Raw genomic sequence first — 13,341 nt, forward strand, 5'->3', positions numbered from 1 at the left:
TGCGGTAGAATGTTTGTCATAACGTGTCATGGTCATTTCGACAAATTTTATACATTACGAGTGAAACTGTATATTCTCTACTAATTCATCGTAAATTTTTAATGCATCATTTTCTTGTTTCACTTCCAAAGTAGCATAAAGCTTTCTATACATTTCGATAGAATCTCCTGAAACTTCACAAGAAAGAGTTGCAACGTAATCATTTACGATCATCCAAATGCGATAGAGTAAATAATTATCGAATTGTTCAATAAGTGTTTTAAAGAACGTTTGATGAAGCACCGGAATTGAGCTTTCATTTTCTTCAAGCACTTGGTGTAATTTACTTAGTACTTCAGAAAACGTTTCTTTCGGTAAATTACATACAAGTCGAATCATATCTTTCTCAAGCAATCGTTTTGTTTGTAATAAATCACGAATTGTTTTCTCATCTTGCAGCAAGAACGGAGCAATTAATTGTACAAGACCGTTATCGTAAAAGTTTCGAATAAACGTTCCCTCACCACGTCTCGTTTCAATTAATCCTACCAGCTCTAACGCACGTAATGCTTCTCTTACAGAGGAACGTCCAACATTTAAGCGTGAACTTAACTCACGCTCAGATGGCAAACGATCCCCTGCCACTAAACAATCCTCTTCCATAATGGAACGGATTTTTTTTACAATTTCGAGATATACTTTTGTATTTGATGATGTCAATGGAAATTCCTCGCTTATTCTTTACCAATCAGCGCTAATTGTTTTGTTTTCTCAGCGACTTCATTTGGATCTACTTGACGGCGAGCTACTCCTGTCTCCATTGCTGCTTTCGCAACGTAAGCCGCTACTTGAGGCGCTACACGCGCGTCAAATGGTGCTGGAATGATATGATCTGCATTCAACTCATCCTCTGATACAAGCTCTGCAATGGCCTGTACAGCTGCCATCTTCATTTCTTCATTAATTTGTGTCGCATGTACATCAAGTGCACCGCGGAAAATACCTGGGAACGCTAGTACATTATTTACTTGGTTCGGGAAGTCAGAACGACCTGTTCCAACAACAGCTGCGCCCGCTGCTTTTGCCAATTCTGGCATAATTTCTGGAACCGGATTCGCCATTGCAAAAATAATTGCATCGTCATTCATTGTACGAACCATCTCTTCAGTTAATGCACCTGCTGCAGATACACCAATGAATACGTCCGCACCTTGTAAAACGTCAGCTAAAGAACCTTCTATACGACTCTTATTTGTATATTTTGCAACTTCATCTTTCACCGGATTCATACCGACAGGACGACCTTCATAGATTGCACCTTTACGGTCACACATAATAACGTCACGTACACCATAGCGGTATAAAAGTTTAATGATTGCAATACCTGCTGCACCTGCACCATTTGCGACAACTTTAATGTCAGACATTTTCTTTCCAACTAACTTCAGCGCGTTCACAAGGCCTGCTACTGTTACGATAGCTGTTCCGTGTTGATCATCATGGAATATTGGAATGTTTGTCTCTTTTTTCAAACGTTCTTCAATAACGAAGCAGTTTGGCGCTGCGATATCTTCTAAGTTTACACCGCCAAAAGTTGGCTCCATTAATTTTACAGTTTCAACAATTTTATCTACATCGTTTGTATTTAAGGCAATCGGGAATGCATCTACACCAGCAAAGCTCTTGAATAATACAGCTTTACCTTCCATTACTGGAAGAGATGCTTCAGGTCCAATGTTACCAAGACCAAGTACAGCTGTTCCATCTGTCACAACTGCTACCATATTTCCCTTCATTGTATATTCATATACCTTACTTTTATCGTCATAAATTTCTTTACAAGGCTCTGCAACCCCTGGAGAATATGCAAGACTTAAATCTTTTGCATTTTCTACTTTTACTTTTGATACAGTTTCTAATTTTCCTTGATGCACTTTATGCATGTGAAGTGCTTCTTCACGAAGTGTTGACAAACTATCCACTCTCCTCAAATTATGCTTGCTGATATCAATTTCTCCAAGTGGTCTGACCACGAACACTACTACTATAATAATCGAAGTGTAGGGAAATTGTCCATTATATTTTCACAACGACATTTTCGTCACCGACAATTTCACGAAGTGCTCCTAGACATTCTTCACTTGGATGAATCGATAAACTTCGAGATAATTGTACCATTTTATGTTCCTTTTCATAATAAATTAGTACTTTCGTAAAACCTGAATAATCAAACAATATTTTTGTAACTTGATTTACAAGCTTTTTTTCATATTGAGACGGCAATTTCACGTAAACAGACGCTTCTTTCATTCCTTCATAAACATCCATTTCTTCTAGCGGATATAGTCCATTCACGATCCATTGCAACTTATGATTTCTTTGCTCGATCGTACCATCAACTAAAACGATTGCACCTTCTTGTAACCTGTCCGAAAAATGTATATACGTTTCTGGAAAAATAACGGCTTCCATTTCATCATTTTGATCACAGAATGTAATAAACGCCATCTTTTGCAACTTTTTCGTACGAATAACTTTCACACTTGTTATATATACGATCGCTCTTTGTACTTTTTTCTTATGTCGCATCGCCTGAGCAAGAGATGGAATTTCTAATTCTTTTCCTAGCTCCGCATACTGCGCTGTCGGATAGCTAGATAAATAAAAACCGAGTGCTTCCTTCTCTTTATTTAACTGTTCAATAAAGGATAGCTCTTCTCCTTGTACGTATTTTGATTTCGGAACAGCATCCCCTAAATCAAAATCACGTGCAAGATTTGCATACTCCAACGCTCCTTTAAGACTTCTCCATAACGTCGTCCTCGAAACACCAAAACCGTCAAAACAACCAGACCAGACAAACGCTTCTAAATTTCGCTCTGTTACAAATTTTGATGGCATACGAAGACAAAACTCAAATAAATCTTCGAACATTTTTTCCTCTCGTTCTTCGAGTAATGCCGTCACGGTAGCCATTCCGATATTCCGAATCGAAAGTAAACTATATCGAATCGCATTCCCTTCTATTTGGAAGTTGTAACCACTTCTCTGAAGAGACGGCGGTAAAACGTGAAAACCTTTCCGCTTCGTTTCTCGTACATACTGCACAATCTTATCTTCATTTCCAATTGCACTTGATAATAACGCAGTCATAAATTCCAGCGTATAATTTGCTTTTAAATATGCAAGCTGATATCCGATCATACTGTAGGCTACAGCGTGACTTCGGTTAAAACCGTAATTCGCAAATCTTACAATTAAATCATAAATTTGTTCTGAAGATGTCTCATCGTATCCGTTTTCCAAACAACCTTGAACAAAATGCTTACGTTCTTGATCTAAAATATCACGATTCTTTTTACTCACTGCACGGCGCAGCAAATCCGCTTCTCCAAGCGAAAATCCAGCTAACTTCGATGCGATTTGCATAATTTGTTCTTGGTATACAATTACGCCGTATGTTCTTTCTAAAATCGGCTTTAAATCCGGATGTAAATATTCAATTTGTCTTTTCCCATGCTTCGATTCAATAAAGGTTGGAATTTGTTCCATCGGTCCTGGTCTGTATAACGAGTTAACAGCGACTATGTCTTCAAATTCATTCGGTTTTAACCCACGAAGTACATTTCGCATACCACCTGATTCAAGCTGGAATACACCTGTTGTATCCCCTCTTCCTAACAATTGAAACGTCTTTTCATCTTGCAGAGGTAAATTTCTTATATCAATTTGTTTCCCAGTTTTTTCAACAATAAATTTTATAATATTTTCAAGTAACGTTAAATTACGTAAGCCTAAAAAATCCATCTTGAGCAATCCAAGTTCTTCCAATGCATCAGCTGGATATTGCGTAACATAGACATCGTTATGCCCTTCTTGAATCGCTACACTTCCCGTTAACGGTTCTTGGCTCATAATAACGCCAGCTGCATGAATAGACGTATGACGCGGTAATCCCTCTACACGTTTTGCAATTTCAAACACACGCTCATGTAACAGATTCCCTTGTATAAACTCACGGAGCGATTGCGATTCCTCATATGCATCTCTTAACGTTATACCAAGCTTTGATGGGATAAGTTTTGAAAATATGTCAATATCTCTTGGCAGGAGTCCCATTACACGAGCAATGTCTCTAATTGCGGCTTTCGCTGCAAGAGTTCCGAACGTTACAATTTGAGCAACACGAAGCTGACCATATTTATCTTTCACATATCGAATCATCTCATCACGTCTTATATCTGGAAAATCAATATCAATATCTGGAAGTGTCACACGTTCAGGGTTTAAAAACCTTTCAAATAATAATTCATATTCAATCGGATCAATATCTGTAATTTCCAATACGTAAGAAACGAGTGAACCAGCTGCCGATCCACGGCCTGGCCCAGTTAAAATATGATTTTCATGTGCATATTTCATAAAGTCCCATACGATGAGGAAATAATCGCTAAATCCCATACGAGAAATAACATTTAATTCATGATCCAAACGTCCTATATGCGCTTCTTTCGGCGTACCATAGCGTTTCTGCAAGCCTTCTTCACAAACACGGCGCAAATACGTATCATTCGTCTCGTTAGATGGAACAGGAAATTTCGGTAATTGATTTACATGGAAAGGAATTTCTACTTGGCAACGTTCCGCGATTGTTATTGTATTTTGAACCGCTTCCTCAGCATGAGAAAATAGTGCTCCCATTTCATCCGATGACTTTAAATAATACTGATCCGTTTTCATTCTCGGTCTATCTGGATCAGTCATTTTCGTTCCGCCTTCAACAGATAATAAACATTCATGAACAAGTGCGTCACTTTGATTAATATAGCGAACATCATTTGTTGCAACGACTGGAACGTTTACCTTATTAATAAATTCAGGCAGTTTTTCTTGTAAAAGCAGTTCATCTTGAATCGCATGATGCTGCAAACTTATATAAAAATTGCTGAACATATTTTGATACGTACGAGCTACTTCTTCAGCCTGACTCTCTTTGTCTTCTAATAATAGCTGTTCAATCTCTCCGTCTTTCCCTGGTGAAATTGCAATTAACCCTTTCGCATAATGAGCAAGCCACTTCTTCGGGATACCTTCTTTTGACTTCGTCATAATGCTGCTAGAGATCTTTAATAAATTTTGATAGCCTATTTCATTCTCAGCAAGTAAGACAAGTGGATAAGACCTTTCTTCTTCTTCACTAAAAATAGAAGCTGTTAAGCCGATAATAGGCTGTATACCATTTTTCTTGCATGCTTTATAAAACGGAATAACTCCATACATAACATTTTCATCTGTAATGGCCAGCGATGAAAATCCAAGCTCTTTCGCCCGAATGACAAGCTCATCAATTTTACAAGCACTTTTTAATAAACTAAAAACGGTTTGACATTGTAAATGCACAAACTTCACTGTTGTACCCTCTCTTTACCTATGTGACTACTTTTATTATAGGTGATGAGGAAAGCGGAAATCAAAACATACTTCTCATACTTTGTCCATATATATGAAGAAGAAAGGGGAATGACGATGGATGTAAGAGAACATACTTTTTTCTCTCTGCTTATTATTAGTTATTTTATTGCCTTTGGAGTTATACTTGGTGGTTCATTAATTGGCGGATTTGGTGCATTTCTCATCGGAAAACCAGCTCTAACTTATATTAATCAATTCGCCCAAAATTTAAGAATTTGGGCACTCGTTGCAGCAATTGGCGGAACGTTCGATACCTTTTATAGCTTTGAAAGAAGCTTCTTTGGCGGAGATATGAAAGATATCGTAAAACAAATTCTCCTTATTTTTTTTGCAACTGGCGGTATGCAAACTGGTCTTATTATTATTAAATGGCTTACACAGGAACATGTATGAGAGTACCCAGTGCCAATACAGCCAAAAGGTGGTATTTAGTTTTAGCTGGCGCTGCTGTTGGAGGCGTGTTGAGCTGGTTTGTTTTTTTGTACATATACGGTGTTTTTCAAGAAGAACAAACTAGTAAAATAGCAGAACAAAAAGAAATTATCGAAAAACAAGAAGCAAAACTCCACGTCCTTCTCGAAGACCAAGAGAAATTGAACACAGAAAATAAACGGCTCTTAACAATTCAAGAAATCAAAATAAAAATTATAAATCGAAAAAAATATGATTTAGACAATCTTACACTTGAAAACATGACCACTTCTATCCATAATGATCTCCAGCATCTATTAACGAAAAACATTCAAAGCATCGCAAAAAATAAAGACCTGCTCAAAAAAGTCATCGAAAATAAAACGTACAAACATTACGATCGTATATACCGCTTTAAAGTAGACACAGTCTCTTTTGATACCGTACTTGAAATTAGTATTGATATAGAGAAAGAAAAATAAAAAAAAGGAGGGCTTCAGTGCCTCTCCTTCTCTTTCGTTCAACCTACAATTTTTATCTACACAGCTCACGTAAATCAGCAAACAGGCGATCTGCTTCTTCCCAAGAAGATGCTTTTGCACCAGAAGCCATCGGATGTCCTCCGCCATTATATTGCATTGCTAACTTATTAATAACTGGTCCTTTTGAACGAAGACGAACACGAATAACATCATCTTCCTCTAAAAATAGAACCCATGCCTTTAATCCATCAATATTACCAAGTGCTCCGACAACACCAGATGCTTCAGTAGAAAGTACATCAAACTCTTCTAGTACCTCTTTCGTTAATTTAATGTACGCTGCGCCTTCTTCTACCATTGTGAAGTTTTGTAAAATATAACCATTTAAACGAGCGATTTTTTCTTTTGTCTTATACATTTCATTGTATAAATCTGTGAATTTTACATCCATGTCAACGAGCTCACTTACGTAACGAAGTGTTTTCGCTGTTGTATTCGGGAATAAGAAACGACCTGTATCCCCAACAATACCCGCTAAAATAAGACGAGCTGCTTCTTTCGTTATCTGTAATCCTTTATCTTTTCCATAACTGTAAAACTCATAAATCATTTCACTTGTAGAACTTGATGTCGTATCTACCCACGTAATATCTCCGTACGGATCTTCATTCGGATGATGATCAATTTTAATTAACATCTTCCCTTTTGCATAGCGTTGATCGTCAACACGTTCTTGGTTCGCAGTATCACATACGATAACAAGTGCATTTTCATATACACTATCTTCAATATCATCCATTACTCGTAAATATTCTAGTGACGGTTCATTGTACCCAACCGTATAAATATTTTTCTCTGGAAACGATTCTTGTAGAATTGTACCAAGACCGCCCTGTGAACCTAATGCATCTGGATCTGGACGTACATGACGATGAATAATAATTGTATCAAACTCTTTAATTGCTCCTAAAATTTGCTCATGCATATGTATAATCTCCTTTTTATTCAACTTCTTCATTTTATCCCGCATTAACGTGTAGTAAGACTCCCACCTCAAAAGTATTAAAAACAATGGGGCAAAATTAATTTGGAGCCTGGATGCACGTAAAAGCCCGATTGGTGAGGGCTAATAATTAGTACGTGGGATCTCCCCACACTAATTAAAGTTTCACTTTATCCCCCATTATAACGGAAAACATTTCATACATGCGAACAATTGCTTTATAATAAAAGTTAGAAAGTTTAGATTTTTCTTTTTTCTAAATTGTTATTTTTATACCAATCGATGGGAGCGTGTATTATGCCAGTATTCGTCTTTTGTATTATCATCTCATTTGTGTTGTACCTCTTCTACAAAACAAAGTTCTTTCGTACAAACCGTCCAATGGAGAAAGGTTGGCTCTCAGGAAAATCCGCAATGGCACTCGGCTTATTCGTCCTATTCTTTGGGATAAACCAATTCTTTTTAGAACTTTCAACTGCACGCATTATCGTTGGTGTTTTGTTTATTTTACTTGGCAGCGCGAGTACATTTAATGGATTCCGCCAATATAAACATTTTCTACCATTAGCAGTCAAAGAAGCCGAGTCTTATAAAACAACGTAAAAAAGCATCAACATTGTGATGCTTTTTTACGTCCCTTCACTTTCAAAATCATATATGCAACAAACGCAGATGGTATATTAAAGGGATTACCTTGCACGTGAAAATGTAATTGTTCTTCTCCAAAAGACATCTGTTTGTATAGTTCTTGCTGAGATAATCCTGTTCGTTTCTTTTTTTCATTTAATCCTTGTAAGTATAAGTATTGAATTGGTATCATCACAAGGAAATAAAAGAGTGCGATACCACCAAAAAAGAGTAATTCTGATGACATATTGCATCCCCCTTCCGACATCCATTATCTTACAATCTAATTATATCATAGTATACACTCTAAATAAATAAATATTCTGTTTTTTCTAATTATACAATCATCTCTCCTTATATATATATTTCCAGCTAAAACTCCTCCACATCTTTAGCAACAGCTTCAAACCCAATAAAACAAAAAAGATGGAACAAACCAAAGCGATTTGTTCCACCTTTTTATTTATCGATTAACTGCACCATAAGTAATGCTTTCCCGACAACATTACCTTCATGATGTACTTCTACATCAACCTTACCAAATTTACGGCCAATTTCTAATACTTTCGGATGAACCGATACAACATTATCAATTTGAACCGGTTTTACGAAATAAATTGTTAAGTTCTCAACAATTGAATCGCTCTTCTTCTGCGCACGAATGACACGGTTTGTTGCTTCTGTCACAATTGTTGTGAATACACCGTAAGATAACGTCCCGATTGAATTCGTCATTTGTGGTGTCACTGAAAATTGATATAAATGCTCATTTTTTGCTTCTTTCGGCGTCATAAATTGATTCGTTACAATGTCATCAATCGTTTCACCAACTTGTGGTTGACGCTGAATCATTTGCAGCGCCTGAAGTACATCTTGACGACTAATGATACCTTGCAATTTATTTCCATCCTCCACAACAGGAAGTAATTCAATACCTTCCCACACCATCATACGTGCTGCAGCTGCGACAGACATTTTTCCGTTTACCGTAATAGGGTGTTTCGTCATAACTTTATCAATCGGTGTTTCTTTCGCAACACCAATCATATCTTTCGAAGTTACGATACCTAACACCTTTTTATTTTCATCCACAATTGGATAACGTCCATGCATCGTCTCTTCATTGTACTCATGCCATTTCTGCACTATGTCACTAGGCTTTAAATATAGTGTTTCTTCAATTGGTGTTAAAATATCTTCAACTAGTACAATTTCTTTCTTAATAAGTTGATCATAAATTGCACGGTTAATTAACGTTGCGACCGTAAATGTATCATAACTACTCGAAATAATTGGCAATTTCAATTCATCTGCTAACTTTTTCACATGCTCTTCTGTATCAAATCCACCTGTAATTAATACAGCAGCCCCTGTTTCTAATGCTAATTGATGTGCGTTCGTACGGTTACCGATAATAAGTAAGTTCCCTGCTTCTGTATAGCGCATCATCGCTTCTAATTTCATAGCCCCGATTACGAATTTATTTAATGTTTTATGTAGTCCTTCTCTGCCTCCAAGTACTTGACCATCGACAATGTTAACGACTTCTGCATATGTCAGTTTTTCGATATTCTCTTTCTTCTTTTGTTCAATTCGAATTGTTCCGACACGTTCAATTGTACTAACATACCCTTTATTTTCTGCGTCTTTAATTGCACGGTAAGCTGTCCCTTCACTTACACTCAAATCTTTCGCAATTTGCCTCACAGAAATTTTATGCCCTACCGGCAGGCTATTAATATGTTCTAAAATTTGATTATGTTTGGTAGCCAAATGGTTTCACCATACTTTCTTTTCCCTAAATTCTTCATGTGTTGTATTTTCAGTATACTATATTTTCAAAACTGTTACACTCTCTCTTTATATGCCTGTACCATTTTTTTTATAACAAAATACCCCTTACATTCCACCAGTCATTCTATTACAACAATGTAATGGTATTGTCATCTCGTTCGATAGTTTGTCCAGACGCTTCAATATACAATTAAGACAAGAAATGAAACAAAGGAGCGAATACATTATGAAAAAATTTTTAGAGGTTGTAGGTGCTGTATTTTTAGCTTTCATAGATGGAAAAAAAGTTGCAATGGAGTTGAATGAAACACCCGAACAGCCACGTACAAAAAGAAAAGAATCACCTAAACAAATACAAACTTTAAAAACTGTACTACACACATAAAAAACCCTTCACTTGTCGTTTCAAATGAAGGGTTTCTTTTTTATAGTGTAATACTTTCTCCAGCTTCTAATACTTTCCCTGTACAATTTTGTAGCTTTTCTACAAATTGATATGGATCTTGTTCAATAGCCGGGAACGTATTATAATGCATCGGTACAACTGTTTTCGCACCAGTCCATTTTGCAGCTAAAACAGCATCTTCTGGCCCCATTGTGAAATTATCGCCAATTGGTAAAAATGCTACATCAATATTATTCAGTTCTCCAATTAACTTCATATCAGAGAATAACGCAGTATCTCCTGCATGATATACCGTTTTCTCCTCTGCCGTAAACAAAATACCAGCTGGCATACCTGTATATGTAATCGTCTTATTTTCTTCATCAATATAACTAGATCCGTGGAATGCTTGAGTAAATTTCACTTTACCAAAGTCAAATTCATGTGAACCTCCAATATGCATTGGATGTGTATTTACACCTTGCCAGCCTAAAAATGTCGCTAATTCAAATGGTGCCACAACGACCGCATTATTGTTCTTCGCAAGCTCTACTGTATCCCCAACATGATCACCATGTCCGTGCGATAAAATAATCGCATCAACTTTTACATCTTCAGCCTTTAAATCTGTTTTCGGATTTCCCGTTAAAAATGGGTCAATTAAAATAACTTTTCCATTCGTTTCAATCTTTACAACTGAATGCCCGTGATACGATACTTTCATCATTACATTCCTCCCCTATTCACATTCACACTTTTTATTCTACATGATTTCTCAATTCCCTGTCTTTTCTAACATCGATTTACTTGTCATAACGCTTTCGTCCGATGTAAAGTTATATTTGTAATTAAATATCTCGGGGGTGCCAATCGATGAATGCTAGATTAGAAAATTTAATGCAATGGCTAAAAGAAAAAAACGTAGAAGCTGCGTTCTTAACTTCTACACCGAACGTCTTCTACATGACAAACTTCCACTGTGAACCACATGAAAGACTACTTGGTATGTTTGTATTCCAAGAAAAAGAGCCTATTTTAATTTGTCCTAAAATGGAAGAAGGCCAAGCACGTAACGCTGGCTGGGCACATGAGATTATCGGATTTACTGATACGGACAGACCATGGGATATGATTGCAAAAGCAATTAAAGATCGTGGTATTGATGCAAATGCAGTTGCAATTGAAAAAGAACATTTAAACGTAGAACGTTACGAAGAATTAACAAAGTTATTCCCAAATGCAGCTTTCAAATCAGCTGAAGAGAAAGTTCGCGAACTTCGCTTAATTAAAGACGAAAAAGAACTTTCTATTTTGCGTGAAGCGGCTAAAATGGCAGATTATGCTGTTGAAGTTGGTGTAAATGCAATTAAAGAAAATCGTAGTGAGCTAGAAGTATTAGCAATTATTGAGCATGAATTAAAAACAAAAGGCATCCATAAAATGTCATTCGATACGATGGTATTAGCAGGCTCAAACTCTGCTCTTCCACACGGCATTCCAGGTGCAAACAAAATGAAACGCGGCGATTTCGTACTATTTGATTTAGGTGTAATCATTGAAGGTTATTGCTCTGATATTACGCGTACAGTAGCATTTGGTGATATTTCTGAAGAACAAACTCGCATTTACAACACTGTACTTGCTGGACAACTACAAGCAGTTGAAGCATGTAAACCAGGCGTTACATTTGGTGCAATTGACAACGCCGCTCGCTCTGTTATCGCAGATGCAGGTTATGGAGACTTCTTCCCACACCGACTTGGTCACGGACTTGGAATTAGCGTACACGAATATCCAGATGTAAAAGAAGGCAATGAGTCTCTATTAAAAGAAGGTATGGTCTTCACAATCGAGCCAGGTATTTACGTACCAAACGTAGGCGGCGTTCGTATTGAAGATGATATTTACATCACAAAAGACGGATCAGAAATCTTAACGAAGTTCCCGAAAGAATTACAATTTGTGAAATAAGAAAAAAGGTAGCGTGATCGCTACCTTTTTTCTTATTTCCGCTTTAAAACCATCTTCTCTTCATAATGACCCTCCATTCAAAAGCACTTATTTCTTGTCTATTTCTTCCTCTCATTATACTATTAATATACAGAATTTTCTAAAATAGGAGGTTTACATGTTACAACAACAGTTAGAAGAAATTCGTGATAATAATTACGTAATCAATGGTGCACTCAATATTGATTCTTTAAGTTCAAGTATGCTTCAACATATCGGTGTTACTGATAGCTATTTAAGGGACAAACTCATTTACTCTACTTTTTATCATCTAATCAAGAAGGACTATATTTCACACACCCACTTACAGAAACTATTATCAGAAAGCATCAGTGAAAAATATTTATTTTATAAGATTCATTCGGATAAAGACGATACTGTATTTACCCGTGCATTTACAACATTATTAATCGCACTCATTATTGATGCTGATACAAATCATAATTTCTTATCACAGACTGATATTTTAAATGTAAAAGATAAATTAATTCTATATATGAACAAAGAACAGGATTTCCGTGGGTATGTACAAGACCAAGGCTGGGCACATAGTATCGCTCATGCTTCCGATACATTTGAGGCACTTGTTAATAATCCTAAACTGGAAACTTCACATTACGAAGAAATACTACAAACTTTATTAAACAAAGTTTGTGTCCATTCCATTTATTACAAATATGAAGAAGATGAGCGTCTCGTTTATCCGATTGTCGTAATGCTGCAAAATGGCTTGGAGGAAGAAATACTCATATTAGCCCTTCGTGATCTAGTAGCTCAATTACAAGTTCAAAAACCGACACTACATATTGACTCGTATGAATTTCTATACGGAAATATAAAATCTTTCTTGCGCAGCTTATTTTTCAAATTACGTACAATGTCTATATGTAAAAAAACTGAACGTGAAGTTGAAAAATTACTACAAGAACTTCATAAATATTATTACTAAAAAAGAAGGCCACTCAAAAAGTGCCTTCTTCTATCTCACTAATATTTATTTGAAATTTCACAATCCAAACTGAGAAAAGGTGGACAAGAAACGCAAACACCATACATGCTCCGCTTAAAAAAGTTAATATAGGATGCGAATACACATGCCCTAATCCATAAGATGCTCCTACGAAAAACATTGTTATGTAAATATAAATTGCTCCATGTATTTGCCTCATATAAGCCTC

General features: G+C 36.4%; 14 protein-coding genes. 6 read left to right on the top strand and 8 right to left on the bottom strand.

What is annotated here, in order from left to right:
• Positions 1-54: 54 nt before the first annotated feature.
• The 3 genes from AC1DS7_RS18730 to dnaE all read right to left on the bottom strand — a co-directional run bounded on the left by AC1DS7_RS18730 (position 55) and on the right by dnaE (position 5,388).
• A complete protein-coding gene (locus AC1DS7_RS18730) occupies positions 55-699 on the bottom strand; it encodes a FadR/GntR family transcriptional regulator (RefSeq protein ID WP_002015502.1) in 645 nt (214 codons plus the stop codon).
• 14 nt (positions 700-713) lie between these two features.
• Positions 714-1,922, bottom strand: coding sequence for an NADP-dependent malic enzyme (gene ystJ / locus AC1DS7_RS18735; protein ID WP_161793975.1), 1,209 nt, complete (start codon positions 1,920-1,922; stop codon positions 714-716).
• A gap of 133 nt (positions 1,923-2,055) precedes the next feature.
• A complete protein-coding gene (gene dnaE / locus AC1DS7_RS18740; RefSeq protein WP_088034047.1) occupies positions 2,056-5,388 on the bottom strand; it encodes a DNA polymerase III subunit alpha in 3,333 nt (1,110 codons plus the stop codon).
• Positions 5,389-5,430: 42 nt separating this feature from the next.
• On the opposite strand from dnaE, the gene AC1DS7_RS18745 reads away from it, so the two are divergent.
• On the top strand, positions 5,431-5,844 hold the full coding sequence (locus tag AC1DS7_RS18745) for a YtrH family sporulation protein (RefSeq protein WP_002034291.1): 414 nt from the start codon (positions 5,431-5,433) through the stop codon (positions 5,842-5,844).
• Positions 5,841-6,344, top strand: coding sequence for a sporulation membrane protein YtrI (gene ytrI / locus AC1DS7_RS18750; RefSeq protein WP_002088948.1), 504 nt, complete (start codon positions 5,841-5,843; stop codon positions 6,342-6,344). Before AC1DS7_RS18745 ends, ytrI begins: the two co-directional genes overlap by 4 nt.
• A gap of 52 nt (positions 6,345-6,396) precedes the next feature.
• Here ytrI and AC1DS7_RS18755 read toward each other — a convergent pair whose 3' ends face one another.
• On the bottom strand, positions 6,397-7,329 hold the full coding sequence (locus AC1DS7_RS18755) for a DHH family phosphoesterase (RefSeq protein WP_002143355.1): 933 nt from the start codon (positions 7,327-7,329) through the stop codon (positions 6,397-6,399).
• Between the two features lie 315 nt (positions 7,330-7,644).
• On the opposite strand from AC1DS7_RS18755, the gene AC1DS7_RS18760 reads away from it, so the two are divergent.
• A complete protein-coding gene (locus AC1DS7_RS18760; protein WP_002088950.1) occupies positions 7,645-7,950 on the top strand; it encodes a YtpI family protein in 306 nt (101 codons plus the stop codon).
• Positions 7,951-7,957: 7 nt separating this feature from the next.
• Here AC1DS7_RS18760 and AC1DS7_RS18765 read toward each other — a convergent pair whose 3' ends face one another.
• A complete protein-coding gene (locus tag AC1DS7_RS18765) occupies positions 7,958-8,221 on the bottom strand; it encodes a DUF3949 domain-containing protein (RefSeq protein WP_002034294.1) in 264 nt (87 codons plus the stop codon).
• 212 nt (positions 8,222-8,433) lie between these two features.
• A complete protein-coding gene (locus tag AC1DS7_RS18770; protein WP_002034295.1) occupies positions 8,434-9,747 on the bottom strand; it encodes a DRTGG domain-containing protein in 1,314 nt (437 codons plus the stop codon).
• A gap of 247 nt (positions 9,748-9,994) precedes the next feature.
• Between AC1DS7_RS18770 and AC1DS7_RS18775 the strand changes: the two genes are divergently transcribed.
• Positions 9,995-10,153 carry a hypothetical protein gene (locus tag AC1DS7_RS18775; RefSeq protein ID WP_002143356.1) on the top strand — a complete coding sequence of 53 codons (159 nt, stop codon included), beginning with the start codon at positions 9,995-9,997 and terminating at the stop codon, positions 10,151-10,153.
• A gap of 40 nt (positions 10,154-10,193) precedes the next feature.
• Here the strand turns inward: AC1DS7_RS18775 and AC1DS7_RS18780 are convergent, their stop codons facing one another.
• Positions 10,194-10,877, bottom strand: coding sequence for a metal-dependent hydrolase (locus AC1DS7_RS18780; RefSeq protein ID WP_002143357.1), 684 nt, complete (start codon positions 10,875-10,877; stop codon positions 10,194-10,196).
• Positions 10,878-11,026: 149 nt separating this feature from the next.
• Here AC1DS7_RS18780 and pepQ point away from each other — a divergent pair, with 149 nt between their 5' ends.
• Both pepQ and AC1DS7_RS18790 read left to right on the top strand, forming a co-directional pair.
• Entirely contained in the window at positions 11,027-12,124 is a 1,098-nt protein-coding gene (pepQ, locus tag AC1DS7_RS18785; protein WP_002143359.1) for a Xaa-Pro dipeptidase, read from the top strand.
• A gap of 157 nt (positions 12,125-12,281) precedes the next feature.
• Complete coding sequence (locus AC1DS7_RS18790; RefSeq protein WP_002034300.1) at positions 12,282-13,112, top strand: DUF2785 domain-containing protein; 831 nt, start codon at positions 12,282-12,284, stop codon at positions 13,110-13,112.
• A 13-nt stretch (positions 13,113-13,125) separates the two neighbouring features.
• Here AC1DS7_RS18790 and AC1DS7_RS18795 read toward each other — a convergent pair whose 3' ends face one another.
• Complete coding sequence (locus AC1DS7_RS18795) at positions 13,126-13,332, bottom strand: hypothetical protein (RefSeq protein ID WP_002129372.1); 207 nt, start codon at positions 13,330-13,332, stop codon at positions 13,126-13,128.
• Positions 13,333-13,341: the final 9 nt, after the last annotated feature.

The organism is Bacillus sp. P4_E1, assembly GCF_056401715.1.